The following is a 25,041-nucleotide window of genomic DNA, read 5'->3' as shown; positions in this document are numbered from 1 at the left end:
CATGCCCCAGCCCGCGCAGGCCCTGCGTCGGGACCCTTCCGCACGCCGAAAACCGGAGCCCGTCATGTCCCTCCTCGCCTGGATCGTCCTCGGCCTGATCGCCGGCTTCATCGGCAGCAAGATCGTCAACAACACCGGCCAGGGCCTGCTTGTCGACATCCTGCTCGGCGTCGTCGGCGCGGTCGTCGGCGGGTTCCTGTTCAACCAGTTCGGCGAGCCCGGCGTGTCGGGGGTCAACCTCTACAGCCTGCTCGTCGCCATCGTCGGCGCCGTGATCGTGCTGTGGCTCTACCACATCGTCATGGGCCGCCGCCGGGTCGTCTGACCCACCGCGCCCTTCCAGCTTACCGACCTCACAACTCAGGAATACCACCATGGCCACCGTTACCGAGCCCACCCCCGTATCCCCCAGTCGTCCGATCACGGATCGCACCGTCGTCGACCGCGACCTGCCGCAGACCACCATGGTCACTCCGGCCGAGGACATGCGCACGATGATGCTGTATTCCGTCTCTTGGGGTGCGGTCCTCGCCGGAGCCACGGTCGCGCTGATCTCGCAGGTCATCCTGAATATGCTGGGGCTCGGCATCGGCCTCTCGACAGTCGATCCGATGGGCGACGGCACCCCGGCGGCGAGTTCGCTCGGCATCGGTGCCGGCTTGTGGTTCGTCGTCTCCGGCGTGCTGGCGGCTGTAGCCGGCGGCTACTTCGCCGGACGCCTGTCCGGCAAGCCGTCGACCTCAACGGCGGGCTATCACGGCCTCCTCGCCTGGGCGGTCTCGACGCTCGTGGTCCTGTACATGCTGTCGTCGGCTGCCAGCGGCATCGTCAGCGGCGCCCTCGGCACCGCCTCCTCGGCCATCGGCGGGGTCGGCAACGCCATGGGCGGCTCCGCCTCGACCCTGGCGCAGGCTGCCGCCCCGTCGCTGACCAAGGTCACCGACCCGTTCTCGAACATCGAGTCCAATGTCCGCAACGGCACCGGGTCCGATCCGGCCGCGCTGAAGGACGCCGCTGTGACCGCGATGCGCGCCGCCGTCTCGGGTGACGGCGCACAACAGGCCGCCGCCCAGGAGAAGGCCGCCGTGGCCCTTTCCAAGGCGCAGAACATCCCGGTCGAGCAGGCCCGGACCCAGGTCGCGCAGTACACCCAGCAGTTCAGGGAGACCGTCACCTCGGCCAAGGAGCAGTCCAAGCAGATTGCCGACGCCACCGCGCGCCGTGTCTCCCAGGGCGCGCTGTTCGGAGCCCTCGCGCTGATCTTCGGGGCGCTCGCATCCTTCTTCGCCGGCCGTGGTTCGGCCGTCGATCCGACCGTCACCCGCACCGCCCCAAACACCTTGACGCCTCGCCGGGCATGAGCGTCGGCGACCGCGCCGCGACCGAGCCCCGCGGGCTCGGGACGCCCTTCGGTACCGCGGCGGAGGTCGCCATCGGCGAGGAGGCGGTTCTCTCGCTGATCGAGGAGACCGCGCGCATCGAGAAGCGTGCGGTGGAGACCGAACGGGTCCGTGTCAGCACGCGAACCGACACCGTCGACCAGGTCCTGCGCGAGACTCTGCGCAGCGACATGGTCGGCGTGACCCGGGTGCCCGTCAACCGGACCCTCGCCGAGGGCGAGGTACCCCCGGTGGTCAGGACGGAGGCCGGGGTGACCATCATCCCGGTGCTGGAAGAGATCCTCGTCGTCGAGAAGCGCCTCTTCCTGAAGGAGGAGGTGCACATCCGTCGGACCACGGCGGACGAGGACGTCGAGATGCCGGTGACGCTGCGCAGGCAGCACGCCGTGATCGAACGCGTGTCCCCCGAGGGGCACGTCACGGAACAGGCCGCCATGCACCCGTCACAGGAGCCGACATCATGACCCAGACCATCACCGCCATGTACGACACTCATCCCGAGGCGGTCGCCGCCCAGGGCAAGCTCGTCGGCCTCGGCATTCCCGCCGGTGCCATCAAGCTCATCTCCGGTACCCAGGCCGGCGCGGCCGGAACCGCGACCAAGGCCGACGAAGGCATGTGGGGCTCGATCAAGGACTTCTTCATGCCGGAGGAGGACCGTCACGCCTACGGCGAGGGCCTGCACCGCGGCGGCACGATGCTGAGCGCCGAGGTTGACGACGCGCACGTCCACGCCGCCTCCGATATCCTGGAGGAGCACGGTTCGGTCGATCTCGACGAGCGCGAGGCCGCCTGGCGCAAGGAAGGTTGGGACGGCCGTGCGACCGGTTCCACCACAGGGACCGCGCCGGTTGCCACCGCAGCGCTCGGTGAGGGTGCGATGTCGTCCGACCACGCCGCCACGACCCGCGACACCGGCCTGCACGCCGCCGCAACGTCCGAGGCCGTCGCCGCCCACGGTACCGCCACAGGCACCGATTACATCCCTGTGGTCGAGGAGCGCCTCAACGTCGGCAAGCGCATGGTCGATGCCGGCCGGGTCCGGGTTCGGTCCTACGCCGTCGAGAAGGATGTCAGCGAGAACGTCACCCTCCACGACGAGAAGGTGAACGTCGACCGTCGCGTCGTCGACCGCGCCGTCACCCCGGGCGACATGGCGCTGTTCGAGGACAAGGTCATCGAGGCGACGGAGATGCGCGAGCAGGCGGTGGTGTCGAAGAACGCCCGCGTCGTTGGTGAGGTCGGCATCCGCAAGGATGCGGCCCAGCGGGTGGAGACCGTGACCGACAAGGTCCGCCACACCGAGGTCGAGGTCGAGGACGGTCGGGGGGCGGTCAGCCGTACCGGCACCACCGGCACCTCCACGGAAACCACCCCGCGCAAGCCGCTCTGAGCTCAAGTCCGGGACCGATTCGAGCCGGTCCCGGCTCCGTACGATTCCATGTCCACCTATCGCGAAAGCCCCGTCGCCGTGACCAATCTCCGCCACCTCGTCGTATTCGCGGCCCTCGCATCGTCATGCGTCCCGCTCGGCGCGCAGGCTCTTGAGAAGACCGGTTCAAGGGCATCGCTGAAGCCGTTCTGTTCGGCCGACTACGCCCGTTTCTGCAACGGCCTCGACCTAAACGGACCCGAGGTCGTCGCCTGCTTCCGCAAGAACGCCCGGGAGGTCTCGCCTGGCTGCCGGGCTGCCATTGCCGACTACGTCGTGACGGCCTCCGAACAGTCCGCCCCCTCGCGGTAGCGGTCCCTCGCCTGCCCGGTCCGCATCCTATCCCAACCCGAAGGAAACCCCATGAAGATCCTCAACACCCTGTCCGTAGCGGCGGCGATAACGCTCCTTGGCGCCGGCATCGCCTCGGCCAAGCCATGTGCGGTCGGGACGACCACGAACAGCACCGGCCAGGTGGGCTCGGCCGACGCTTCCTCGAAGGTCGACGGTGACACGACCGCGAAGGTCTCGCCCGGTGCCAAGGCAGAATCCTCCGGGACGGTCGGCGCGATGAACAATGTCGGCTCGAATGCGACGCCCGCCACCAACGAGGCCAAGCCGCCCGAGGGCAAGGTCGTGAAGCCCGGCGACGACGATTGCTGATCGGCCCAAAGGTTTCATCGAAACGGAACGGAGACACCCGATGAGTGACGGCTTTCCCTCGATGACCGCGCTGCTCGGCCTGTTGGCCGTGGCGGGCTTCCAGAACCGGGACAAGATCCAAGAGATGCTCGGCGGATCTGGCCACGGTGGTCCCGCAACCGCAGGTACGCCCGCCGGACAGGGCGGGATCGCGGGACAGGATGGTCTCGGCGGCCTGCTCGGTAATCTCGGAGGCGCCCTTGGGGGTGCTGGTGCCGGTGGCCTGCTCAGCGGCGGCCTTGGCCAACTCGTTGACCGCTTTCGCGAGAACGGCCACGGCGAGGCGGCCGACTCTTGGGTCAACCACGGGCCGAACGCCGAGATAAAGCCCGATCATTTGAGATCGGCCATCGGTCCTGACGTCCTCGATACGCTGTCGAGGCAGACCGGCCTCTCGCACGACGACCTTCTGTCCAGGCTCTCGCGCGAACTGCCGTCCGCGGTGGACCGCTACACCCCTGACGGCAGGCTTCCGTCCGCGGTCGCTGGCATGCCCGCCTGAGAAGCCACCCGGTCGATCCCGCTGGTATCGAAGCCGCAGAACCGACCGGCCACACGTTTGCACCGGGGCACGTAAATCCCCGTCACGGGAGGGACAGATGTCCGGAAGCGTGCACGCCAAGGCCGCCGAACACCACAAGGCGGCGGCCAAGTCACACCAGAAGGCCGCTCGCCACCTCGACGACGGCAACGAGAAGAAGGCCGCCAAGCACGCTTCGAAGGCCGACGACCGGGCGAAGAAGGCCAACCAAAGCTCGATCAAAGCGCGACCCAGGAAGGCCGTGTCGAAGAATTAGTCAGCGCCTCGCATCGGCTCGAAGCATGTTTTGCTGCGGGCCGGCTCTACTTTGAACCAAACGGAGATTGATCAGAGGACGAGAACCGCATCACCGGCGCCGCCAAGGAACTCGGCGGCAAGGTTCAGGGCGCTGTCGGTGACGTCACGGGCGACCGGGAGACCCAGGCCAAGGGTACGGCTAACGAGGTCAAGGGGGCCGCCGAGAACCTCGTCGGACAGGCCAAGGACGCCGTGCGCGACGTTGCCAGACAGGCGAGCGACCTCGCCGACAAGGCGATCAACCGGAGCCGCGACGCCTTCCCCGAGGCCGAGCGTGCCTACCGGCAGGGTGGCGATGCCGTCGCACAGTATGCGAAGGAGTCCCCGCTGGTGCTGGCGGCCATGGCCGGAGCCATCGGATACCTGCTCGCGATGGTCGTTCACGGCCGTCGCTGAACGGTCGTCGCCCACGGCTACGCTTCCGACGAGGGCGGTCCTCGGACGGGGACGAGACATGGCGGACCCTCCGATGTCACCCATGCGCACGCTGATCCATGACGGGTCGAACGACGACCGCTGGTACCTATGCCGCGGCGGCGACCCTGCCGACGTGTACGTCTTCCATGAACCAAACGGGCCATCCGGCGGGAGGCCGTCATGCATCGAGATCGCGGATTTCCTCGCCTCGGCGAACGGATCCCCGAGCACCGCGCGCTCCTCGTCATGATCGGCTCCCTGGTCGGGGCGGGTCATGGCGGTCTCGCATCGAGTGTTTCCACCCCCGAGCCGGGGGCTGCCAGTGCCGAACCGACGCCTGGCGAGGCTGCCTCGTCGATCTGATCCGTTCCCTCCAACGCCCGCGAGAACGCCATGGCCATCGACTACCGTTCCGAACTTCGCAGGCCCCTTCCGTTCAGCCTCGCCGTCGTGGCGGTGGTACTCCTGGTCTGGCTCGTCGTTGCCTCCATTGCGGGCGCACGGCAGAGGACCGCCCGGGACCATCGCATCCAGGACCTGGAGACGCGGCAGGTCTCCCTGCAATCGGACCTCGATCAGCAGCGGGCGGCGGCGGGTACCCTCGACGGGCTCCAGGCGAGGATCGCATCGGCCCAGCAGCAGGAGCGGGATATCACTCAGGCCGGCGAACAGGCCAAGACGAAGGCGGCAAGCCTGGCGACGGAACAACAGGAGGCCGAGCGCAAGGCCGGCGAGGCCAAGGCCACCACCGAGGCCGAGACGACCAAGCTCACCGGGCTGCAGGCCCAGGTCACCCAGGCTGAGCAGAAGCTCGCTCCTATGAAGGAGGCCACCACGGCAGCCGAGCAGGCGGCGACCGCCAGGACCAAGGAACTGTCCGACGTCGGGCGCCGGCTGGAAGAGACGCGCCAGCAGGAGGCAAAGCTGCGGTCCGATATCGCCGCCATGTCCCAGGAGGCGACCGCTAAGACTGCCGACCTCGCCAAGGCCGAGGAGAGCCAGCAGAAGGCGCGCGAGGGCTCGGCTGCCGCTCAGAAGGAGCTGGCCGATGCCCGCGCCGCGACTGAGCAGGCGACGAGGCAGAAGGCCGAACTGGAGCGGGCCGTCGACGGTCTGACCGCCAATCGTGAAAAGCTGGCGAGCGACGTCTCGCAGGCTGGCCAGCAGGTGCAGCAAGCCAAGGATGGGTTGGCTTCGACGCAGAAGCAACTCGCCAAGGCGCAGTCCGAGCGGGACAGTGTGATCTTGGAACGGAGCCAGGCTGAGCAGGCTGTCCAGAAGCTGGCTTCCGACCGCGACGGCGCGGCCTCGGCGGTAGAGGCGCTGCAGAAGCGGCAGGCCGACGCCCAGGCGCAGTTGGCGACCCTGACCGAGACGCTGGCCTCCCGCAACAAGGAGATGGCTGCCCTTGAGGACCGGCTGGGAACGACCCGTCATGACCTTGCCGCGGCCCAGGCTAAGCTCGCCGAGGCACGTCAGCAGCTATCGGACCATCCTCCTGCCATGACGGTGCATCCCGGCCCATCCCAGCCGCAAGCGCCTGCCATCGCTCCCAAGTCCGAATGAATCCCGCGGGACGGGGGTCGAAGGGGGCTGAACCAGGATGAGCCCAGCCTCAGATGAGGCTGGGCCCGTTTTTTCGCCGGGCAGGGAACGGACAGGGGGCTGCAGATCGGCGGGATAGGGAGGAAGCGCTCTGACCGGCGGATTTTCGGACATGGCGTCACAGACGCCCAGGGTGGGTGCTTGCTGCGATTTGAACCGTAGTGGTCAATGCAGCTTCGGATTGCATTGTGAATTCCACCCTCGCGTCCGTATTAACGGTTCGCCACCGGAACGGTCCCGCGCGCCGGCCCTTTGCCAAAGACGATGGAAGTCGATCCCGAATGTTCTTTCGAGGTCCTTCCGGACCCATCGACAATAAACCGGAGGCGACATGTCCAGGACGATCTCAGCCGATTTCAAATCCCGCCGGGATGCGGAGATGGCCGTCGAGCACATCGTGCAGGATCACGGCCTTGATCGGAACGCGGTGCAGGTCGGCCCTGCCTCGGACGAGAACACGGCTGGGACCGAGGCGGCGCGGGCGGATGTCGAGGACGGGCACCTGAAGGCCGGGAATGAGGGCGAACCCGCGCTGGCCGGCAAGGTCAGGGTTTCCGTCGCGGTCGACGACGCCATCGCCGAGAAGGTGCTGTCGTCCTTCGCGACCTTCCACGGTGACGTCGGCGGCTGAACCGGCACCCGACGGTCACTCACGGGGGTTGGTCGGCACGGCCGACGCCGGCCCACGGGGGACGGCTCCCACCCATCCGCCCTGACGGAAAGAACCGATGACCGATCCCCTCCATGACCTCGCAGCGGCCGGCGTCGCCATTTGGTTGGATGACCTCAGCCGGCCCATGATCGAGTCCGGCGCCCTTGCGGAAGCGGTCGAGCGCGATGGTGTCATCGGCATCACCACCAACCCGACCATTTTCGCCAAGGCCATCGGGGCCGGCGAGGGCTACGACGGCCACGTGCGCGATCTGGCGCTGCGTGGGACCGCCATCGGCGAGACGGTTCGGCTGCTGACCGCCTGGGACGTCCGGACCGCCTGCGACGTCCTCCGTCCGGTCTACGACCGTACCGGCGGCCGCGACGGCCGGGTATCCATCGAGGTCGATCCGCGCATCTCGGGCGATACCGAGCGCACTGTGGCCGAGGCGCGCGGCCTGTGGTGGCTGGTCGACAGACCGAACCTCTATATCAAGATCCCCGCGACAGATGCCGGCCTGCCCGCCATCTCGACCTGCCTGGCGGAGGGCATCTCGGTCAACGTGACCCTGATTTTCTCGGTGGCCCGCTACGAGGCGGTGCTCGACGGGTTCCTCACTGGACTCGAACGTCGGGCGGCCGCCGGCGAAAGCCTCGTTGGGGTGGAGAGCGTCGCCTCGTTCTTCCTCAGCCGCGTCGACATCGAGGTGGACCGCCGGCTGGCGGAGGGGGCAGGCAATGCCGTCGAACGCGACCGCGTCCGTGGCCAGGCGGCCATCGCCAACGCCCGCCTCGCATACGGGGTATGGGAGGACAGCGTCGCCTCCGCGCGCTGGCACGCCCTGAAGGGAGCACGGCCCCAACGCCTTCTATGGGCATCCACCGGGGTGAAGGACAAGGCCCTCGACGACACCCGTTACGTCGTCGAGCTCGCCGGGCCCGAGACGGTCAACACCATGGCGCAGCCGACGCTTCGCGCCGTAGCAGATCATGGCCGTATCCGGCCGGACACGATCCATGCGCCCGCCGGCGCGGCCCAGGCCATTCTCAACGAATTGGAGCGGCTCGGCATCGACATGGCGGACGTCGCCACCACGCTGGAGGCCAAGGCCGTCGCCTCGTTCGAGGCGAGCTGGAACGAGCTCATCGCCTCGGTCACCGGACAACTCGAACGGGCCGGCGCCGGCGTCATGCCGGCCGGGGCGGTCTGCCCTGCATCCGGCCAGGACGCCCCGAAGGGTGCCCCGGCCGCGGCGGCCCCGGTGCGATCAGGGAACGGCGCTCGGACATGAACTTTTCCACGCCGATTGTCCGTTTTTCGACCCGACCGAAACCAGGGGCGAGGCATACGATATGAGCGACACGGTCCCGAACGTCTCCGATGGCCCACACCTGCGCACCATCGCCATGCCACGCGACACCAACGCGGCCGGCGCCATCTTCGGCGGCTGGACGGTGTCCCAGATGGACCTGGCGGGCGGAACCTTCGCCGCCCAGCGCACCAGGGGGCGCGTCGCGACCGTCAGCATCGACGCGATGCGCTTCCTACGGCCGATTGCGGTCGGCGACGAGGTGAGTTGCTACTGCGCCCTGCAGCAGGTCGGCGAGACGTCGTTGGGCGTGAAGGTCGAGGTCTGGGTGCGTGATAGGACAGGCGGCGATCCCGAGAAGGTCACCGAAGGGGTCTTTACCTACGTCGCCCTTGACGACGATGGAAAGCCGCGGAAGTAGGAGGGGGCCGGCGGAACTGGACATGGCGACATCCTCGGTCCGCGGGCATTCCATCAGACTTGTCCGACCGGCCCGGTCGGCACGGACCTGTCGCCATCGTCGCGGATAGTTCGATTCATTGAACCGAGGTTTCCGAAATCACTTGAGTCCACATGGAAACCTATGTCGTCGTCGCCGGGTTCGGTGTCCTGGTGCTTCTGACGGCTTGGTTGCCGATGGTGCTTCGGGCTCTGCCCCTGTCGCTTCCCATCTGTTGCGTCGGGATCGGCGCAGCCCTGTCGGTCATCCCCGCCATCGGTGAGCTCACGCCCCATCCTGGCTCCCATGCCAAGCTCATCGAGCATGCCACCGAGGCCGTGGTCGTGATCTCGCTGATGGGGGCCGGCCTCAAGATCGACCGCCTCTTCGGTTGGCGGAGCTGGTCGATGACGTGGCGCCTCCTCGGCATCGGCATGCCCCTGACCATTCTCGCGCTGACCGCGCTGGGGTCGGCCCTTCTCGGGCTCGGTCTTGCCTCGGCCCTTCTCCTAGGGTCGTCCCTGGCCCCGACGGACCCGGTTGTGGCATCCGACGTCCAGGTCGGCCACCCCGACGAGGCCCACGAGGACGAGCCGCGGTTCGCCCTGACCTCCGAGGCGGGTCTCAATGACGGCCTCGCCTTCCCGTTCGTGAACCTCGCCATCGCTCTGGCTGGTACCGGCGGCCTGGCCGGTTTTTCGTGGTCTCACTGGCTTGCCGTCGACGTGCTCTGGAAGATCGCCGTCGGCGCCGTCCTCGGGGCGGCGATAGGGCGGGCGCTAGGATGGCTGATGTTCCACCTGCCCAACCTGTCGAAGCTCTCCCGCACCGGCGACGGCTTCGTGGCACTCGGCGTGACCTGCATCGCCTACGGATGCGTCCAGATCGTCGACGGCTACGGCTTCGTTGGCGTGTTCGCGTCGGCCGTCGCGCTGCGCTCTTCCAGCCGCGGGCATGACTACCATCGCAAGATGCATGACTACGCCGAGCAGCTCGAACGTCTCCTGATGATGGTTCTGCTCGTCGGGTTCGGGGCGGTGCTCATCGGCGGGGGACTGCTATACGACCTGACTTGGCCCGCCGTCGCCTTCGCGCTGGTCGCCGTCCTGATCGTCCGGCCCCTTAGCTGCTGGATTGGCCTGATCGGTAGCGGTCGGTCCTCGGAGGACCGTGCCGTCGTCAGCTTCTTCGGCATCCGCGGGCTGGGGACGGTCTACTACTTGGCGTTCGCGACGGGTCATGCGTCCTTTGATGGAACGGATCTTCTGTGGTCGACGGCCGGCCTCACCGTCCTGATCTCCATCCTCCTACACGGCTTCACGGTTACGCTGGTGCTGCGCGCCCTCGACCGCAGGATGGGACGGGACACGGAAAGCGCTCAGCTGGACCTGACCCTTCCCCGTCCCACGGCCTGACCGCGCGTAGCTAAAGGCCGTTTCCTCGTGCCCCCCTCATCAATAGTCGATCAACGGAATACTGCCGAATGCCGATGGACCGGGTGAACCAGTCGACAGCGAACCGAGCTCGCCGACGGGTCGTCCGGCTCGGCGCCATGCCGAAACGCAATCTAGTCCCGCGTCTGATATTGCAGTGCAACAACACGCCTTCTCCGCCGTTGTACCGACGCTACCCTTGCAGTGCCGCGTGAGGGACGGCATCGAGTTAATCGCTCGTCGAGCGCAACTGCGATGCTGCCACCCACCGAAAGCACCCCAATGCGCTTAGCACCCATCCTGGCAACCCTCATCCTCACAATCTCGCCGCTTCCGGCCCTGGCGTCCTCCTGCGCCGAGCAGATCGGCACCATCGAGCGCCGCCTCGACAGTGCAGGTGCGGTGCAGGTCGCTGGCCTGCAGGCCGGGCGCTCGTTGCGGACGGGCTCGCCGCGCGGGGTGACCGCCGCCCGCAAAGACACGCCCAGCGACCCCGCTACGGTCTCGACGGCCGACCATGTCGTCGGCGCGCGGACCCTGATCCTGCGGGCGGGCGAGGAGGACCGGCGTGGAGACCAGCGCGCCTGCGAGAACACGATGACCGAGGCCAAGGGCATGATCGGCGCCCTGCCATAGGCACGCGTTCAGACGCATGGACCTGCCGACACCAGCATAGGGAAGCCCGGACATGATCGGACCTGCCGAGATCGATGACATGCGGCTGGATCTTCTAGCCATGAACGAGCGGGCACGTCTTTACGATGCCGCCCTGATCCCCCTGAACCGGCACTGGGCCGAGCGCGGCGCCGCCTCCGTCGGCAGCGTCAGCCAGATTTGCGAGCGCGTCTTCGCCCGGGCGGAAGACCGCCCGCTCTCGGACTGGAAGGCGGTCGCCACCGAGGCCGTCGCGGATGCCGGGTTCGGCATCGTCTGGAACGGCGACGCGGTGGCCTCGCTTGAAGCCCACAGGTGATCCGCCAAACTTACGTAACGGTCTCGATCCCAACGCACCGCCGTCAAGCTGGCGCCGTGCACTCTTAACCGGAGGGGCAAATTCAGCCAGGTCCGACATCGGGATCTCGGCGATGGCGGACCTCCAACCTGAGGGCCTCTAGGCGTAACGGCCGCCGGGGGTCGGCAGGAAGCCTCGGGAGCATCCGTATGGCCGCAGGCACCGGAAGATCCGAGGCTGACCTCCGACGCTTTCGGACACCATCGCGCGAGGAGCGCGTTGAACACGCTCTTACGTTGGAAGTCGGTGCGACAGGGCAGCCCTAAGACCGACGCCTCCGACCCGCATCTCAGGATGCAGACCCCGTCCACGCAATACGTGCAGCCGCCGTTCAACGACCAACGTAGGCAGGCGTAGGGTCACGCCTGCAGTTGGCCTTTCTATAAGCTCCGCGCGATAGGAGTCTCGCACGTGCGATCCAGCGCCCGGAGAGCGGTTTTAGTCGCTCAGACGAGTCTTCCCTCGACCCTGGCATAGGTCCCGGAGGACACCTGGTCGGCAAGCTGTGCCTTGAAGTCCGCGATGCCGAGGACCTGCACCGGGTTTCCGCTGTCGTCGAGGAACTCGTAGAGCGCGTCTTCTATGTTGCGATTGCTAAAAAACACGATGGCGTCCTCATCGCCGCCGCCCTCCATGTGAGGCTCGCCGTTGGCAGCACCGGAGACGTAGCTTCCGGTCGGACGGACCTCCTTCATCTCCCCGTTCTCGCGGTAGAACCGAAGCTCGCCCTGCATCACCAGGGTGACGTAGGGGCACTTGTGCCGATGGAGCATCACCTTTTGGTTGGCCGCGAACTTGAACACGACGTCGACGATGCGGCTCTCCTCGTCGACCTTGTAGACGAAGAACGCGATGTGCGGGAGCCAGTCCAGCGTCCGCCAGGTGATGTTGCCCTCTTCGAAAGCATAGTTCGGCATCGGTTGTCATCCATTTATTATTGTTGTTTGGGGCCAGATGTGCTTGGCGCACGTGTTCCGGCCCCGTCGGGGGTGTTTAGCCGTGCGGCTTGAACACGACCTTGGTGCAGTTGTCCTTCTTGTCCCGGAACATGTCGTACAGCGCCGGGCCATCCTCCAGGTTGGTGGAGCGGTGGCTGATGATGAAGGACGGGTCGATGTCGCCGTTCTGGATGCGCTCCATCAGCGGCTTCATGTATCGGACCATGTGGGTCTGGCCGGTCTTCAGGGTCAGGCCCTTGTTCATCAGGACGCCGAGGGCGACGGGACCGACCGGCCCCGCGAAGACGCCCGGCATCGAGACGTTTCCGCCCGGACGGCAGGCCAGGATTGCCTGGTTTAGGGCGAAGGGACGCTCCAGGCTGACGGTGTGCTCCATGATGGCGGAGGACACCTTCTGGAGGGTGGTGTCGGCCCCGTGCGACTCCATGCCGACCGCCTCGATGACCGAATCCGGACCCAGGCCATGGGTCATCTCCATCAGTGTGTTTTGGACGTTCTCGGTCGACAGGTCGATGGTCTCGGCGCCGGCCTCGCGGGCCAGGGCGAGGCGCTCCGGCACGCTGTCGATGGCGATGACGCGCTTTGCGCCCAGCATCAGGCAGCACTTCACCGCGAGTACGCCGACCGGGCCGCAGCCCCAGATGGCGACGGTGTCCTCCGGGCCGATGTCGCAGTGCTCGGCGGCCTGATAGGCCGTCGGGAAGATGTCGCTGAGGAACAGAACCTGCTCGTCACTGAGACCCTCGGGGACCACGATGGGGCCGACGTCGGCGTAGGGCACCCGCAGGTACTCGGCCTGGCCGCCGGCGAACCCCCCGGTGATGTGCGAGAAGCCGAACAGGCCGGCCAGGGGGTAGCCGTAGGTCTCGGCCTGGAGCTTGCCGTTCGGGTTGGTGCGCTCGCAGCAACTCCAGTTGCCCCACTTGCACTGCCGGCACTCGCCGCAGCAGATGGTGAAGGGCACCACGATGCGGTCGCCGACCTTGAGCTTCCGGTTGTCGCGCCCGACCTCGATGACCTCGCCCATCGTCTCGTGCCCAAGGACGTCGCCGCACTCCATCGTCGGCATGAACCCGCCCATGAGGTGGAGGTCGGATCCGCAGATCGCGCAGGCAGTCACCTTGATGATGACGTCGCGGCCATGTTCGATCTTCGGGTCGGGAACGGTCTCGCAGGAGATCTTGCCCCTGCTTTGCCAAGTCAGCGCCTTCATGCGTGTCATTTTCTCCAGTGGCGCCGAACCACTGGATGGAAGAGCCTTCCACCGGTCGACGCCAGTCCAGGATCAATCGCTTCGGAAGCGCGGATGATCCTCCGCCACCGGAATTAGGTTGCCTCGAACGGGGAGTGATGCCGCAGCAAGTAGGCCGGCGTGGAGGCTTTGCTCGGTCCACGCCCTGTCACCCACCAGCCACCACTACGACGAGTAGCAGTGGGGCGATGATGTTGGTGATCTTGATCGCCGAGTTCACGGCGAGTTCGGCGTTGCCATAAGCAAGGTAGCTTGACCGACCGGAGAGGTGCCGTTTGCGTCTAACCGAACGCTCGAAGCCGGGGGGTCGAGGTCCGGTTACCTACCGCATAAACTCCGAAGCAGCCATTCCGCTTACGGCCAACTTCGGTCGCGTTGGCAGACGCCGCTGAACGGCTGGGTTGGGTAGAAAGCCGCAGGTCCGCTCTCGGACGTCAACGCAGAGAAGCAGACGTCGCCATCGCGCGCGTTTCCAACCTTTCTTTATGGTTCGAAAAATTTACTTGCAGGCAACCTGATCCGCCGCTGCGACCAAGTCTGATCAGACCCGCTGCACCACAGCGTTCCACACGAGTCATAGGTGTCGGCCTTTTGAGCGTTCCAAACTCTGCACATACCTCTTGGAACGACTTGGCCGAAATTTTAGATCGTCCCACTGGGGCAAGCTTTAACGGAACGGTGATTCCACGTTATGGTCGCGATTTCAATGCTCCGTCCCCGGCATGTTTGGACGTGGCACACCGCCGTGGTCCTTGATGAGGTTGGAGCGTTCCGGGTCACCTTTTAAATTAGCGACTTGCTTCCGCGCGCCCAGTGCGAGGAAGCCGACGCCGCCGATCGTGCCAAGCGCCAAAAATAAAAGGAAGATGCCACTGCCCATGAGACGTGCCTTTCGTCGGGAGAACCGTCGAAGGAAGGGCGACGGGGAGCACAATGCTATAAGATGAACTTGGCACCCGACCATAAGTTACTGATTTTGATTGGAATGAGGGTGCGACATCTTCCCTCAATATTTTTAGTCAGGATCATTCAGGGCTCGAGCCACGTTGATTTTGGCGGCCTCTACTGCAGCCTGGAGAGTCTTATGTACAATCCTTTCTTTTCGTCGATGATGCTAGCGATTGAGGCTCAGCGCGTCATCGAACTACGCATGGTCCGTCTCGCCTGGGGCGGCCGTGAGGGCCGAGCCGAGGCTCAATCCATGGTCGTTGAGAAAATGCATGCGGCGAGCGAGGCGATGACAACGTTGATGTCGGGTGGATCGCCTGAGATGGTCATCGCGCGCTACCGCGAGCATGTCGCTTTCAATACCAAGCGCTTGACCGCAGCCCAAACCCCATCACACGAGCCACACGAGGCGCTACCATTGGTGTGCCACTCGCGAAGCACTCGGAAACATTCCTCAACTTAAGCGTTTGGCGTTCCGCACCGTAAGCCCTATTGGAACGCAGACCCCACGTCTGCATATGGGTGCAGCTCATATCGGTAGTAACGGCGAGGTTGGGTCGCTATCCGACCGGCTGTTCGGGTCGAGATTGCGCCGTCGCGCTCTCGACCACACGAGGCGACGGGGCCTTACTGGTCTCATCCTATAACGACGTCGACTGCTGATATCCCCAGCAACGCAACAGTTGGGTAGAATGTCAGGGCGAACCCGAGCGCACGACCGTGTGCACCACGCTGATAGCCGATCCAAAACATTGCCCGGCCGACGCAAAACAGCGCAGTGACCGTCATCAACACGCTCATCGGATGGACTGCGGCCGTCGCGAACGCCAGGTGTGTTGGGATTGCTAGAATGCTCTGCTCTAGAGTGTTCTGTAGAAATGCTACGGCATCTTGCACGGGTTTTGATCCGGGCCCTGCCTTGCTTCCTGCGATATCATCAAGTGAGAAAAACCTCAGTCGCGCGACATTCGCGATTGCAGCAGCAAGCCAGACGATGACGAACAGTTCTGTTCGCAGTGCAGCTTGCAGACGTTCAGCAAGCGGTTTCACCGGCATTCCCACCGGCTCCCACGAAGTAGCCAGCGTCAATGCCAGGGCAGTGATTGCTAAGCCCGACGCCATCCCCACCGCTACCCGGCGCTGCTCCATATGGAATTCGTCAGTGTCTTGCATCATCTGCCAGCAGCGTTCGCGTATCCCATGCACACTTCATCAGCACGACGAGCGGCTTGCAACGAAGGTTCTCCGAAACGGCGTCCGCTCCCGGGAAAAGCGAAGCAGGGATTAAGTGGCAGAGTTGGGTCGGATGCGGAATGACCGGGTTGGGTGGGATGCCGTAGGACCGCTTGGGGTGGTTTCCGGCCCGTCCGTTATGAGCGTCGAATTCAAAAAAACGGACATAGGACATTCGGCAGGGTCTGGCCGAAAGCGATCCGTCCGGTTCGTATAACGCTACTTCGGAAAGCGGACGGGCCTCCGGGAATCTTACTTCGTCGTATGATCTAATTGACAATCGGCCTGGCCAAGATCCCGGCGCTCAGAGCGAAAGATCGAGCAGCCGTCCTTCGAACAAGCGGTCCCGCGACGTGCGTATATGTGCCGCCATCGAGTGACGCGCTGCTTCGGCATCCCCATCTCGGATCGCGAGGAAAATACCCTCGTGCTCTTCGAGCACGCCTTTCAGACCCGAATTAGGTCCGAGCAGGGACAGGCCATGGATCTTCATGCCTACCGCGATGTGCGAACGCAGCGCCTGAAGTGAGGCCGCATAATAGTGGTTGTTCGAAGCCTCCGCGATCGCATGGTGGAACGTGAAGTCGGCATCTTCCCGGTGCTGCTCCTGGCGCGTTGCCGCCGTGAGAAGCTCCAGCGCCGCCTCGATGCGGTGGAGGGCGGCCTCGTCGCGCCGTAGGGCCGCGTGGAAGGCAGCATCCGGCTCGATCGTGAGCCGAAACTCATAGCACCGTTGAATGTCGGCGATGCTCTCCACCGGCGCGAAGCCAAGCGTCTGCTTCGCCTCGCTCGCCCGGACGAAGCTTCCCGCGCCGCGCCTCGACACAATGGTCCCCTCGCGCCTCAGCCGGTCGAGGGCTGAACGCACCACGGGTCGCGAGACCCTGAACTGGCCGGCGAGATCGTGCTCGCTCGGCAAGCGGTCATTCGGCGCATAGGTGCCGTCCGCCACGCCGGCGAGGATCGCCCGGTAGACGGTATCCACCAGACTTGTCGGGCGAGGCGTTGGCGTCTCGGGAGATAGGGCCAAGGATGCTGTCACTGCCGTTCTGTTCCCACACTGCCGCTCTGATGGGAGTCGGTTCGAAAAAGCCTCAACCTGACACATCTTGGTGCTCGCGTCATCCGAGTTGTCAAAAAGATGTCAGGTGCTTCATGGCTCTTGCCGAACCGTCAACGCGCTGCCCCTGATGCGCGCATTGCGGGAGGCATGAGTCTCCCCGACATAACCTGTCTTAAATTGGGCGGCCAAGACCACTTGACCTGTCGCAAAACGAAGGGTATCTACATTACAACTTTATAACAAGTAGATGCAGGGCTGGGGCCCGCTCGTAGGGAGATCGCCGTGAGTGATACTCAAGGCTTCATCGATCGCCTGTCCGGCATCGTCGGCCTACGGAATGTGATGGGCCCGCAGGACGACCTCGCCCCTTACGTGACCGATTGGCGCGAGCGCTATCACGGCCAGGCCGACGCGGTGGTGAAGCCCGCGAATGTCTCCGAGGTGTCGCAGGTCGTCGCACTGGCTCACCGCGAGGGCGTCGCCATCGTCCCGCAGGGCGGCAATACCGGCCTGTGCGGCGGCGCCACCCCGACGGCGCCCGGCCGCAACCTCGTGATCCGGCTGGACCGGATGCGGGCAATCCGGGCGGTCAGCCCGCTGGCCAACACCATCACCGTCGAGGCCGGCTGCGTGCTGGCCGACATCCAGGCCGCGGCCGAGGCGGCGGACCGGTACTTCCCCCTGAGCCTCGGGGCCGAGGGGTCGTGCCAGATCGGCGGTAACATCGGCACCAACGCGGGCGGCACCGCCGTGCTGCGCTACGGCCCGACGCGGGAGCTCGTGCTCGGAATCGAGGCGGTGCTTCCCGACGGCCGGATCTTCGATGGCCTGCGCGCCCTGCGGAAAGACAACACCGGCTACGACCTGAAGCAGCTCTTCATAGGCGCCGAAGGCACCCTCGGCATCATCACGGGCGCGGTGCTGAAGCTCTTCGCTCGGCCCCGGGTGTCGCTCACGGCGCTGGCGATGCTGCCTGGCGTCGAGCAGGCGCTGGAAGTGATGGGTCTGCTCCGCTCCCATGTCGGCGACCGGCTGGGTTCGCTGGAGATCATGAACCGCAGCCAGATCGAGGCGATCCGCAATCATGTGCCGGACACGGCGATCCCGTTCAGCCTCGACACGCCGTGGTATCTCATCATCGAGCTTACCGACACGCTGGCCGGGACGGATCTCGCGACCCCCCTCGAAGCCGCCCTGGGCGAGGCTCTGGAGCGGGAGCTGATCTCGGACGCGCTGATCGCGTCGAGCGAGGCACAGGCTAAGGGCATCTGGAAGGTCCGCCACAGCGTCTCGGAGGGCAACAAGCGGTCCGGCTTGGTTGTCTCCCACGACAGCGCCGTTCCCCTCGATCGTCAGGCCGCCTTCGCGGTGAACGTCGAGAGGCGGATCCAGGAGGCGGTGCCGCACGCCATCGTGGCGATGCACGGCCATATCGGCGACGGCAACATCCATGTCTGTGCCCTCATCGACCGGGCGCGGCTCACGGAGAGCGGCGAAACCGAGCGGGTCGTCGCGCTCATCAACGGCATCGTCGACGACGAGACCCGTCTGCAGCGCGGCGCCATCAGTGCCGAGCACGGCATCGGCCTGTCCAACCGAGGCCGGCTCGCCCGCGTCACCGATCCCCTGGAACTTGACCTGATGCGGGCGATCAAGGGCGTGCTCGATCCGGCCGGCCTAATGAACCCCGGCAAGGTCTTGATGGACTGAACGACTATAAGAGGGAGGAACACGCCATGACGGGACAGGCCACGATAAAACTACCGAAACAGCGCTGGACCATCGTTTTGATGTGTTTTCTGGCGGTGGCGATCAACTACATCGACCGCGCCAACCTCGGCGTCGCCGTGCCGATGATCCAGAAGGAATACGGGATCGATCCGGCCCTGATGGGCCTGATCCTGTCGGCGTTCTTTTGGTCCTACGTGCTGATGCAGCTGCCGGGCGGCTGGCTGATCGACAAGTTCGGCTCGCGGCTGACCTACACGGTGGCCACGCTGATCATGTCGGTCGCGACCCTGGCGACGGCGTTCGCGGGTGGCGTGGCCTCGCTCATCGCCTGCCGCATGGTGCTCGGGATCGGCGAGGCGTTCTGCTATCCCGTAAACGCCAAGGTCACCTCCCTGTGGTTCCGCCGCTCGGAGCGCGGGCTCGCCACCGGCGTCTGGGCCTCGGGCTCGCGCGTCGGCTCGGCGATGACCCTCCCGCTCGTCGCCTTCATCATCGCCAATTTCGGCTGGCGCGAGGCCTTCCTCGTCACCGGCGCCATCGGCCTCGTGTGGATGGTGCTGTGGTACGTGCTCTATCGCGATCCGAAGAACCATTCCGCCGTCACGGCCGAGCAGCTCGCCGTGCTGGAAGCCGACTACGCGGTGAAGGCCGGCGCCAAGAAGATCCGCTACGCCGAGTTGTTCCGCTATCGGACAATCTGGGGGATGATGATCGGGTTCTTCTGCCTGAACTTCGTCATCTACTTCTACACCACGTGGTTCCCGTCCTACCTCACCCAGTCCCGCGGCTTTTCCCTGGCGAAGCTCGGCACGCTCGGGCTGGTGCCCGGCCTCGTCGCAATCCCAGCCGGCTGGCTCGGCGGCTACCTGTCCGACCGCTTATTCAAGGGGGGCTGGAGCCTCACCGCCGCCCGCAAGACCTGCCTCGTCGGTGGCCTGCTTGCCTCCTCAGTGGTGGCCCTCGCGCCGCTGGTGCCCGGTGACGCGGCGGCCCTGACGCTGCTGGCGATCTCGTATTCCGGCCTCGCCTTCGCCGGCGCCAACATCTGGACGCTGCCGGGCGACGTTGCCCCGACCCCGGCCCATGTCGCCTCGATCTCCGGCATCCAGAACTTCGCCTCCAACCTCGCGGGCATCGCCATCACCACCTTCACGGGCGTGATGGTCTCGATCACCCAGGGCTCGTTCGTGGTGCCGCTCGCGGTGGCGGGAACGCTGAGCATCGTCGGCGCCTGCTCGTACCTGTTCATCGTCGGCGAGATCGCGCCGTTGAAGAGTCGGGACGACGAGGCCGAGGGCAGCGCCCTCGCGGCCGGCGCCACCCCGTCCAAGGCCTGAGGCAGGCTCCGATGCCCACCCTGCGCCTGATCGCCGACGATCTGACTGGGACCCTCGACACGGCGGCCGGACTCACCGGCCTCTGTGGCACCATCCCGGTCGTCTGGCCGGAGATCCTGCCGGATCGGGCATCGGGTTCGCTCGCCATCGATTCCGGGACGCGGGAGCGCGCGTCGGAGGAGGCGGTGCGGATTACGCACGGCCTCCTGCCCTGTTTCGCCGAGGCGGACATCGCCTTCAAGAAGCTCGACAGCCTCATGCGCGGTCCCTGGGCGGCGGAACTGGCGACCACGGTGCAGGCGGGCGACTGGCAACGCTGCGTCGTGGCGCCCGCCTTCCCCTACCAAGGCCGGGCGACGGTAGAAGGCCGCCAACTGATGAGGCGCGGCGAGGACTGGACCCCTGTCTCGGCCGATATTGCCCAGACTCTGCGCGAGGCCGGTCTCCCCGCCCGCCGGGCTTCCGTCGCGGACGGGCCGGTCGAGGGCGTCGCCGTCTACGATGCACGCAGCGATGAGGATCTTGCCGCCATCGCGGCCCTGCCGGCGGATGGCCCCGTCCTGTGGTGCGGCAGCGGCGGCCTCGCCGCCGCTCTCGCCAGAGGGGTGACGCCGCCGTCCAACGTCCGGTTGGAAGGGCCGGTCCTCGGATTGTTCGGGTCCGACCGCGAGGAGACCGGGGCTCAGCTCGCAGCCTGCGGGGCCCTGCGGCTCGTCCTCGACCACGGCGCGCCTCATCGCGACCTCATCATGGACCGCCTGTCCCGCGACGGTGCGGTGATGGCGAGCCTCGACCTTCCCCCCGGCACGGCCCGCGAGGCCGCCGCCGGGCAGATCGCCAGGGCCTTCGCGAGACTGGCCGACGATCTTCCCCGGCCAGGGAGCCTTCTCGTAGCCGGGGGCGAGACGCTTAAGGCGCTCTGTCTCGCCCTGTCTGTCGAATGCCTCGACGTGACGGGGCAGATCGCCCCCGGCCTCCCACGCTCGGTCCTGCGCGGCGGACGCTGGGATGGCCTGCCGGTCGTGTCGAAATCGGGGGCCTTCGGCGCGCCCGGCCTCTGGCGCGACCTCCTCCACCAGAACGGCTTTCCGCACGACAGGAGCGGCACATGACCCCCCATCTCGCCATCACCATGGGCGATCCCGCGGGCATCGGCCCCGAGATCATCGTCAAGGCCGCCGCGCGGCTGAAGGACCGTATCGATGCCGGAGACCTTAAGCTGATGGTCATTGGCAGCGTCCCGGCCCTGCGCCGGGCGGAAGAGGCCTTGAGCCTTCTCCCGGAGCGGATCGTCGAAATCTCCGAAGCAGCGACCTGGCCTGCCCTCTGCTGCCTGCAGGCGGATGCGGAGGGCGCCCCCATCGAGCCCGGCAAGCTCTCCGCCGATGGCGGCCGCTTCGCCTACAAGGCGATCGAGGCTGGCGTCCGTCTGGCAATGGCGGACAAGGTCGGCGGCATCGTCACGGCGCCGCTCAACAAGGAGGCGCTCAACAAGGCCGGCTATCACTATGCCGGCCATACCGAGTTGCTGGCCGAACTCACCGGCGTGCGCGGCTCGGTGATGATGCTCGCCCACGGCAACATGCGCGTCTCGCACGTCACCACCCACGTCGCCCTGCAGGACGTTCCGAAGCGCCTGACGCCGGAGCGCCTGCACCTCGTCATCGACCTCACTCACAAGGCGCTGAGGAGCCTCGGCCTGGACCGGCCGAATATAGCGGTGGCCGCGCTGAACCCCCACGCTGGCGAGGGCGGCCTGTTTGGGCGTGAAGATCTCGACGTCAGCACGCCGGTCATCGAGAAGGCCAATGCCGATGGCCTGAACATTCACGGCCCGGTGCCGGGCGATACGGTATTCGTGAAGCTGCGCGCCGGCCAGTACGACGCTGTCATCGCGATGTACCACGATCAGGGGCACATCCCTGTGAAGCTGCTCGGCTTCGAGATCGACCCGGCAACCGGCAAGTGGATGGACCTCTCGGGGGTGAACATCACCCTCGGCCTGCCAATCATCCGCACTTCGGTCGATCACGGCACCGCCTTCGACATTGCCGGCAAGGGTATCGCGAACGAGCGCAGCCTGATCGAGGCGATCGAGTTCGCCGAGAAGCTCGCCGCCAACCGCCGCGCCGCGTGAGGGTCGCCATGAATATCGCCTCACCGATCGACCTCGTCCGGCCGCAGGAGATCGCCTTCGGCGCGGGCACCCTGTCCCGCGTGGCGCGCTTCCTCGCCGAGCGCGGCTACCGCCGGCCCCTCGTCGTGGCCGATGCCTTCAACGCCGGCCGAGTGGATCTGCTCGGCCTTTCCGGCGACTTCACCGTGTTCGGCACGGTGAAGCCAGAGCCGGACCTCCCGAACCTCGATGCCGTGATCGCGCTCGCGGAAGAGGTCCGCCCCGATTGCGTGATCGGCTTCGGCGGCGGCAGCGCCATGGATCTCGCCAAGCTCGTCGCCGTCCTGCCGGGCAGCGGCCAAACCCTGCGCGATGTCGTGGGCCCCGAGAAGGTGCTCGGTCGCCGGATCGGCCTCGTCCAGGTCCCGACCACCGCAGGCACCGGCAGCGAGGCGGGCACGCGCTCCCTCGTCACGGACCCGGAGGCGCAGGCCAAGCTCGCGGTGCAGAGCCGCCACATGCTGGCGGACCTAGCGGTGATCGACCCCGACCTGACCATGACCGTGCCGGCCGCCGTGACCGCCGCCACGGGCGTCGATGCCATGGCCCATTGCGTCGAGGCTTTCACCAGCCGGAAGGCGCACCCGGCCATCGATCTCTACGCGCTGGAAGGCGCCCGCCTCGTCGGCCGCTACCTGCCGCGTGCGGTCGCCGATGGCTCCGATCGTGAGGCCCGGGCCGGGCTGTCTTTGGCCTCGCTTTATGGCGGGTTCTGCCTAGGACCGGTGAACACCACAGCCGGGCATGCCGTGGCCTATCCGCTCGGCACTCGGCACCATGTCGCCCACGGGCTCGCCTGCGCGGCGATCTTCCCGCACACCCTGGCGTTCAATGCGCCCGCCGTCCCGGAGAAGACCGCGCTCGTGCTCCAGGCGCTCGGTGCGCCGGCCAGCTCCGACGAGGCCCTCGTCCGCGAGTATGCGACCCGCTTCTGCGCGGATCTCGGCGTGGAGCTGCGCCTGTCGCGCATCGGCGTGCCGGAGGACGATCTCGACGCGATGGCGGGCGAGGCCCACGCCATCCGTAGGCTCCTCGACAACAATCCGCGCGACATGAGCCGCGCCGACATCCTCACGCTCTACCGAGCCGCCTACTGAAGGTTCCTGTGATGACCGTCCTTCATCCCCGCGGCGTGTTCTGCGCCGCCGCTACGCCGCTCACAGCCGATTACGCGCCCGACCACACGCTGTTCGTTGCCCATGCCAAGCGGCTCATCGCGCAGGGCTGCGACGGCGTCGCCCTGCTCGGCACGACCGGGGAAGCGAACTCGTTCTCGCCGGTTCAACGCAAGGCGCTATTGGAGGTCACGGTCGAGGCTGGCGTCGCCCCGGAGAAGCTGATGCCTGGCACCGGCGTCGCGGCGATTGCGGAGACGATCGACCTGACGAAGCACGCTCTTTCGCTCGGCGTGAATACGGTCGTGATGCTTCCGCCCTTTTACTACAAGGGTGTCACCGATGACGGCTTGTTCGCCGCCTATTCGGAGGTGATCGAGCGGATTGGCGATGCGCGGCTTCGTGTCGTGCTCTACCACATCCCCCAAGTCTCGGCCGTGCCGATCTCCCACGACCTGATCGAGCGACTGCGGGCGCGCTATCCGGAGACCGTCACCGGCATCAAGGATTCCTCCGGCGACATCGCCAACCACGTAGCGATGATCGAGCGGTTCCCTGGCTTCGCCGTTCTAACTGGCGCCGACCCGCTGTTGCTGCCGCTTCTGGCAAAGGGCGCTGCGGGTTGCATCACCGCCACCTCCAACCTTTGTGCGGCCGATCTCGCCTTCGTCTACCGGCACTATGCCGACCCATCGAAGGCAGATGAGGTTGCGGCTGCTCAGGCCCGCGTCGTCACAGAGCGAGAGCGAACCGTCGGCCCTCGTCAGATGGCCGCGATCAAGACCCTGATCGCCCAGGCGACGGGCAAGGACAGTTGGCTTCGCCTGTGCCCACCTCTCATGGCCCTCACCACGGACCAGCGACGCGCATTGCTCGGCGCTTGATCAGATCAACCTGAACTCAGGAAACGTCGGGGAGATCGAGAGCATGACGACTACCACGCGCCGGGACCTGTTCTCGCTTGCGACCGGTGCAGCCTCTTTCCTGGCGGCGGGGCCTGCGGCCGCGCACTGGGACGACACCGTGCGCTATCCGGATCCCGCTTTCGAGATCCTCGATCCGAGCTTCGCCAAGTACAGGTTGGATGCCGGTGGTGTCGAGCGCCTCTGGACGGGAGCCCGCTGGAGCGAGGGCCCCGTCTGGATGGCCGATCAGCGCTGTCTGATCTGGTCGGATATTCCCAACGACCGAACTCTCCGCTGGCAGGAATCCACCGGCCTGGTTGACGAGTTCCAGAAGCCGGCCGGCTATCCGAATGGCCATACTCGCGACCGTCAGGGCCGGCTTCTCACGTGCGAGCATGGCGGCCGACGTGTGACGCGGCTCGAACCGGACGGCAGCCTCACCGTCATCGCCGACCGTTTCTACGACAAGCGTCTGAACTCGCCCAACGATATCGTGTGCAAGTCGGACGGCTCCATCTGGTTCACAGATCCGCCGTTCGGCATCCTCGGCAATTACGAGGGCGACACCGCCCCTCAGGAGTTGCCGACCAACGTCTACCGCGTCGACGGCCGGGACGGGCGCATCACGATCGTCACGGGGGATGTTGGGCGACCGAACGGTCTGGCCTTCTCGCCCGACGAGTCCTTGCTCTACGTCGTTGAGGCCGCCGCAAATCCGCGGGTGATCCGCGTCTTCGACGTGGTGGATGACGGCACGAAGCTCGCCAACAACCGGGTTTTCATCCAGGCGCAGCCCGGAGAGCGGCCGGACGGGTTCCGGGTGGACGTCGATGGAAATCTCTGGTGCGGGTGGGGGATGAGCGAGGCCTTCGATGGCGTGCGCATTTTCGATAAGACCGGCAAGGCCATCGGTCATATCCATCTCCCGGAACGATGCCCCAACGTGGCCTTCGGCGGGCGCAAGCGAAACCGGCTTTTCATGGCCGCAAGTAAATCGCTTTATGCTGTCTACGTAAATATCCAAGGCGTGGCGGGCGGATAAGCTGATGCATTCAATCTGGAATACCAGAGTATTGGGTTGAA

28 protein-coding genes and 1 pseudogene are annotated in these 25,041 nt (G+C 66.1%); 24 read left to right on the top strand and 5 right to left on the bottom strand.

What is annotated here, in order from left to right:
- Nucleotides 1-64: 64 nt before the first annotated feature.
- From MKK52_RS07665 to MKK52_RS07590, 16 genes are all read left to right on the top strand, one after another.
- Entirely contained in the window at nt 65-325 is a 261-nt protein-coding gene (locus MKK52_RS07665; protein WP_192710943.1) for a GlsB/YeaQ/YmgE family stress response membrane protein, read from the top strand.
- Nucleotides 326-374: 49 nt separating this feature from the next.
- A complete protein-coding gene (locus MKK52_RS07660) occupies nt 375-1,361 on the top strand; it encodes a PhnA-like protein (RefSeq protein WP_243928205.1) in 987 nt (328 codons plus the stop codon).
- Entirely contained in the window at nt 1,358-1,864 is a 507-nt protein-coding gene (locus MKK52_RS07655; RefSeq protein WP_243953217.1) for a YsnF/AvaK domain-containing protein, read from the top strand. Before MKK52_RS07660 ends, MKK52_RS07655 begins: the two co-directional genes overlap by 4 nt.
- Complete coding sequence (locus MKK52_RS07650) at nt 1,861-2,793, top strand: YsnF/AvaK domain-containing protein (protein ID WP_243928203.1); 933 nt, start codon at nt 1,861-1,863, stop codon at nt 2,791-2,793. Before MKK52_RS07655 ends, MKK52_RS07650 begins: the two co-directional genes overlap by 4 nt.
- A gap of 48 nt (nt 2,794-2,841) precedes the next feature.
- Nucleotides 2,842-3,144, top strand: a complete 303-nt coding sequence (locus MKK52_RS07645) for a hypothetical protein (protein WP_243928202.1) — start codon at nt 2,842-2,844, stop codon at nt 3,142-3,144.
- 51 nt (nt 3,145-3,195) lie between these two features.
- The gene (locus tag MKK52_RS07640) at nt 3,196-3,495 is read left to right on the top strand and encodes a hypothetical protein (protein WP_243953216.1); all 300 of its coding nucleotides are present in this window, start codon (nt 3,196-3,198) and stop codon (nt 3,493-3,495) included.
- Nucleotides 3,496-3,535: 40 nt separating this feature from the next.
- On the top strand, nt 3,536-4,036 hold the full coding sequence (locus MKK52_RS07635) for a YidB family protein (RefSeq protein ID WP_243953215.1): 501 nt from the start codon (nt 3,536-3,538) through the stop codon (nt 4,034-4,036).
- A gap of 97 nt (nt 4,037-4,133) precedes the next feature.
- Nucleotides 4,134-4,331: a hypothetical protein gene (locus tag MKK52_RS07630; RefSeq protein WP_243928199.1), complete on the top strand. Its 198-nt coding sequence runs from the start codon at nt 4,134-4,136 to the stop codon at nt 4,329-4,331.
- Nucleotides 4,332-4,420: 89 nt separating this feature from the next.
- Entirely contained in the window at nt 4,421-4,768 is a 348-nt protein-coding gene (locus MKK52_RS07625; RefSeq protein ID WP_243928302.1) for a CsbD family protein, read from the top strand.
- 414 nt (nt 4,769-5,182) lie between these two features.
- Nucleotides 5,183-6,355, top strand: a complete 1,173-nt coding sequence (locus MKK52_RS07620) for a chromosome partitioning protein ParA (RefSeq protein WP_243953214.1) — start codon at nt 5,183-5,185, stop codon at nt 6,353-6,355.
- Between the two features lie 370 nt (nt 6,356-6,725).
- A complete protein-coding gene (locus tag MKK52_RS07615) occupies nt 6,726-7,025 on the top strand; it encodes a hypothetical protein (RefSeq protein WP_243953213.1) in 300 nt (99 codons plus the stop codon).
- Nucleotides 7,026-7,122: 97 nt separating this feature from the next.
- A complete protein-coding gene (gene tal / locus MKK52_RS07610; protein ID WP_243953212.1) occupies nt 7,123-8,337 on the top strand; it encodes a transaldolase in 1,215 nt (404 codons plus the stop codon).
- Between the two features lie 61 nt (nt 8,338-8,398).
- Nucleotides 8,399-8,776 (top strand): acyl-CoA thioesterase, encoded by a 378-nt coding sequence (locus MKK52_RS07605; RefSeq protein WP_243907806.1) that lies wholly within the window; start codon nt 8,399-8,401, stop codon nt 8,774-8,776.
- A gap of 152 nt (nt 8,777-8,928) precedes the next feature.
- Complete coding sequence (locus MKK52_RS07600; RefSeq protein WP_243953211.1) at nt 8,929-10,209, top strand: cation:proton antiporter; 1,281 nt, start codon at nt 8,929-8,931, stop codon at nt 10,207-10,209.
- Nucleotides 10,210-10,509: 300 nt separating this feature from the next.
- Complete coding sequence (locus MKK52_RS07595) at nt 10,510-10,863, top strand: hypothetical protein (protein WP_243953210.1); 354 nt, start codon at nt 10,510-10,512, stop codon at nt 10,861-10,863.
- A 52-nt stretch (nt 10,864-10,915) separates the two neighbouring features.
- Nucleotides 10,916-11,200, top strand: coding sequence for a hypothetical protein (locus tag MKK52_RS07590; RefSeq protein WP_192710956.1), 285 nt, complete (start codon nt 10,916-10,918; stop codon nt 11,198-11,200).
- Between the two features lie 485 nt (nt 11,201-11,685).
- Here MKK52_RS07590 and MKK52_RS07585 read toward each other — a convergent pair whose 3' ends face one another.
- The 3 genes from MKK52_RS07585 to MKK52_RS07575 form a co-directional block, all read right to left on the bottom strand.
- A complete protein-coding gene (locus MKK52_RS07585; protein WP_243928193.1) occupies nt 11,686-12,156 on the bottom strand; it encodes a regulator in 471 nt (156 codons plus the stop codon).
- Nucleotides 12,157-12,232: 76 nt separating this feature from the next.
- Nucleotides 12,233-13,411 (bottom strand): zinc-dependent alcohol dehydrogenase, encoded by a 1,179-nt coding sequence (locus tag MKK52_RS07580; protein WP_243928192.1) that lies wholly within the window; start codon nt 13,409-13,411, stop codon nt 12,233-12,235.
- A 742-nt stretch (nt 13,412-14,153) separates the two neighbouring features.
- A complete protein-coding gene (locus MKK52_RS07575; protein ID WP_243928162.1) occupies nt 14,154-14,330 on the bottom strand; it encodes a hypothetical protein in 177 nt (58 codons plus the stop codon).
- Between the two features lie 204 nt (nt 14,331-14,534).
- Between MKK52_RS07575 and MKK52_RS07570 the strand changes: the two are divergent.
- A pseudogene (locus tag MKK52_RS07570) lies at nt 14,535-14,777 on the top strand (hypothetical protein); the annotation flags it as partial.
- Nucleotides 14,778-15,034: 257 nt separating this feature from the next.
- On the opposite strand, the gene MKK52_RS07565 reads toward MKK52_RS07570, so the two are convergent.
- Complete coding sequence (locus MKK52_RS07565) at nt 15,035-15,574, bottom strand: MAPEG family protein (RefSeq protein WP_243953209.1); 540 nt, start codon at nt 15,572-15,574, stop codon at nt 15,035-15,037.
- Nucleotides 15,575-15,935: 361 nt separating this feature from the next.
- A complete protein-coding gene (locus MKK52_RS07560) occupies nt 15,936-16,616 on the bottom strand; it encodes a FadR/GntR family transcriptional regulator (RefSeq protein ID WP_313898735.1) in 681 nt (226 codons plus the stop codon).
- Between the two features lie 360 nt (nt 16,617-16,976).
- On the opposite strand from MKK52_RS07560, the gene MKK52_RS07555 reads away from it, so the two are divergent.
- Genes MKK52_RS07555 through MKK52_RS07525 form a run of 7 tightly spaced genes read left to right on the top strand, consistent with a single transcriptional unit; the run spans nt 16,977 to nt 25,000 of the window.
- The gene (locus tag MKK52_RS07555; protein WP_243953208.1) at nt 16,977-18,404 is read left to right on the top strand and encodes an FAD-binding oxidoreductase; all 1,428 of its coding nucleotides are present in this window, start codon (nt 16,977-16,979) and stop codon (nt 18,402-18,404) included.
- Between the two features lie 26 nt (nt 18,405-18,430).
- Nucleotides 18,431-19,762, top strand: coding sequence for an MFS transporter (locus tag MKK52_RS07550; protein ID WP_243953207.1), 1,332 nt, complete (start codon nt 18,431-18,433; stop codon nt 19,760-19,762).
- 11 nt (nt 19,763-19,773) lie between these two features.
- The gene (locus tag MKK52_RS07545; RefSeq protein ID WP_243953206.1) at nt 19,774-20,874 is read left to right on the top strand and encodes a four-carbon acid sugar kinase family protein; all 1,101 of its coding nucleotides are present in this window, start codon (nt 19,774-19,776) and stop codon (nt 20,872-20,874) included.
- Entirely contained in the window at nt 20,871-21,899 is a 1,029-nt protein-coding gene (gene pdxA, locus MKK52_RS07540; RefSeq protein ID WP_243953205.1) for a 4-hydroxythreonine-4-phosphate dehydrogenase PdxA, read from the top strand. The genes MKK52_RS07545 and pdxA overlap by 4 nt, the downstream gene beginning before the upstream one ends.
- 8 nt (nt 21,900-21,907) lie before the next feature.
- Complete coding sequence (locus MKK52_RS07535) at nt 21,908-23,035, top strand: iron-containing alcohol dehydrogenase (protein WP_243953204.1); 1,128 nt, start codon at nt 21,908-21,910, stop codon at nt 23,033-23,035.
- An 11-nt stretch (nt 23,036-23,046) separates the two neighbouring features.
- On the top strand, nt 23,047-23,937 hold the full coding sequence (locus tag MKK52_RS07530; protein ID WP_243953203.1) for a dihydrodipicolinate synthase family protein: 891 nt from the start codon (nt 23,047-23,049) through the stop codon (nt 23,935-23,937).
- 43 nt (nt 23,938-23,980) lie between these two features.
- Nucleotides 23,981-25,000, top strand: a complete 1,020-nt coding sequence (locus MKK52_RS07525; RefSeq protein ID WP_243953202.1) for an SMP-30/gluconolactonase/LRE family protein — start codon at nt 23,981-23,983, stop codon at nt 24,998-25,000.
- Nucleotides 25,001-25,041 lie beyond the last annotated feature (41 nt).

Source organism: Methylobacterium sp. J-067, from assembly GCF_022829465.1.
GTDB classification, from domain to species: Bacteria; Pseudomonadota; Alphaproteobacteria; order Rhizobiales; family Beijerinckiaceae; genus Methylobacterium; species Methylobacterium litchii.
This window is presented reverse-complemented; position numbering and strand designations above follow the sequence as displayed.

Bases quoted from the DNA above. Each gene is read 5' to 3' on its own strand.
- MKK52_RS07665 (WP_192710943.1), top strand. From the start codon at position 65: ATGTCCCTCCTCGCCTGGATCGTCCTCGGCCTGATCGCCGGCTTCATC.
- MKK52_RS07660 (WP_243928205.1), top strand. From the start codon at position 375: ATGGCCACCGTTACCGAGCCCACCCCCGTATCCCCCAGTCGTCCGATC.
- MKK52_RS07655 (WP_243953217.1), top strand. From the start codon at position 1,358: ATGAGCGTCGGCGACCGCGCCGCGACCGAGCCCCGCGGGCTCGGGACG.
- MKK52_RS07650 (WP_243928203.1), top strand. From the start codon at position 1,861: ATGACCCAGACCATCACCGCCATGTACGACACTCATCCCGAGGCGGTC.
- MKK52_RS07645 (WP_243928202.1), top strand. From the start codon at position 2,842: ATGTCCACCTATCGCGAAAGCCCCGTCGCCGTGACCAATCTCCGCCAC.
- MKK52_RS07640 (WP_243953216.1), top strand. From the start codon at position 3,196: ATGAAGATCCTCAACACCCTGTCCGTAGCGGCGGCGATAACGCTCCTT.
- MKK52_RS07635 (WP_243953215.1), top strand. From the start codon at position 3,536: ATGAGTGACGGCTTTCCCTCGATGACCGCGCTGCTCGGCCTGTTGGCC.
- MKK52_RS07630 (WP_243928199.1), top strand. From the start codon at position 4,134: ATGTCCGGAAGCGTGCACGCCAAGGCCGCCGAACACCACAAGGCGGCG.
- MKK52_RS07620 (WP_243953214.1), top strand. From the start codon at position 5,183: ATGGCCATCGACTACCGTTCCGAACTTCGCAGGCCCCTTCCGTTCAGC.
- MKK52_RS07615 (WP_243953213.1), top strand. From the start codon at position 6,726: ATGTCCAGGACGATCTCAGCCGATTTCAAATCCCGCCGGGATGCGGAG.
- tal (WP_243953212.1), top strand. From the start codon at position 7,123: ATGACCGATCCCCTCCATGACCTCGCAGCGGCCGGCGTCGCCATTTGG.
- MKK52_RS07605 (WP_243907806.1), top strand. From the start codon at position 8,399: ATGAGCGACACGGTCCCGAACGTCTCCGATGGCCCACACCTGCGCACC.
- MKK52_RS07600 (WP_243953211.1), top strand. From the start codon at position 8,929: ATGGAAACCTATGTCGTCGTCGCCGGGTTCGGTGTCCTGGTGCTTCTG.
- MKK52_RS07595 (WP_243953210.1), top strand. From the start codon at position 10,510: ATGCGCTTAGCACCCATCCTGGCAACCCTCATCCTCACAATCTCGCCG.
- MKK52_RS07590 (WP_192710956.1), top strand. From the start codon at position 10,916: ATGATCGGACCTGCCGAGATCGATGACATGCGGCTGGATCTTCTAGCC.
- MKK52_RS07585 (WP_243928193.1), bottom strand. From the start codon at position 12,156: ATGCCGAACTATGCTTTCGAAGAGGGCAACATCACCTGGCGGACGCTG.
- MKK52_RS07580 (WP_243928192.1), bottom strand. From the start codon at position 13,411: ATGAAGGCGCTGACTTGGCAAAGCAGGGGCAAGATCTCCTGCGAGACC.
- MKK52_RS07575 (WP_243928162.1), bottom strand. From the start codon at position 14,330: ATGGGCAGTGGCATCTTCCTTTTATTTTTGGCGCTTGGCACGATCGGC.
- MKK52_RS07565 (WP_243953209.1), bottom strand. From the start codon at position 15,574: ATGATGCAAGACACTGACGAATTCCATATGGAGCAGCGCCGGGTAGCG.
- MKK52_RS07550 (WP_243953207.1), top strand. From the start codon at position 18,431: ATGACGGGACAGGCCACGATAAAACTACCGAAACAGCGCTGGACCATC.
- MKK52_RS07545 (WP_243953206.1), top strand. From the start codon at position 19,774: ATGCCCACCCTGCGCCTGATCGCCGACGATCTGACTGGGACCCTCGAC.
- pdxA (WP_243953205.1), top strand. From the start codon at position 20,871: ATGACCCCCCATCTCGCCATCACCATGGGCGATCCCGCGGGCATCGGC.
- MKK52_RS07535 (WP_243953204.1), top strand. From the start codon at position 21,908: ATGAATATCGCCTCACCGATCGACCTCGTCCGGCCGCAGGAGATCGCC.
- MKK52_RS07530 (WP_243953203.1), top strand. From the start codon at position 23,047: ATGACCGTCCTTCATCCCCGCGGCGTGTTCTGCGCCGCCGCTACGCCG.
- MKK52_RS07525 (WP_243953202.1), top strand. From the start codon at position 23,981: ATGACGACTACCACGCGCCGGGACCTGTTCTCGCTTGCGACCGGTGCA.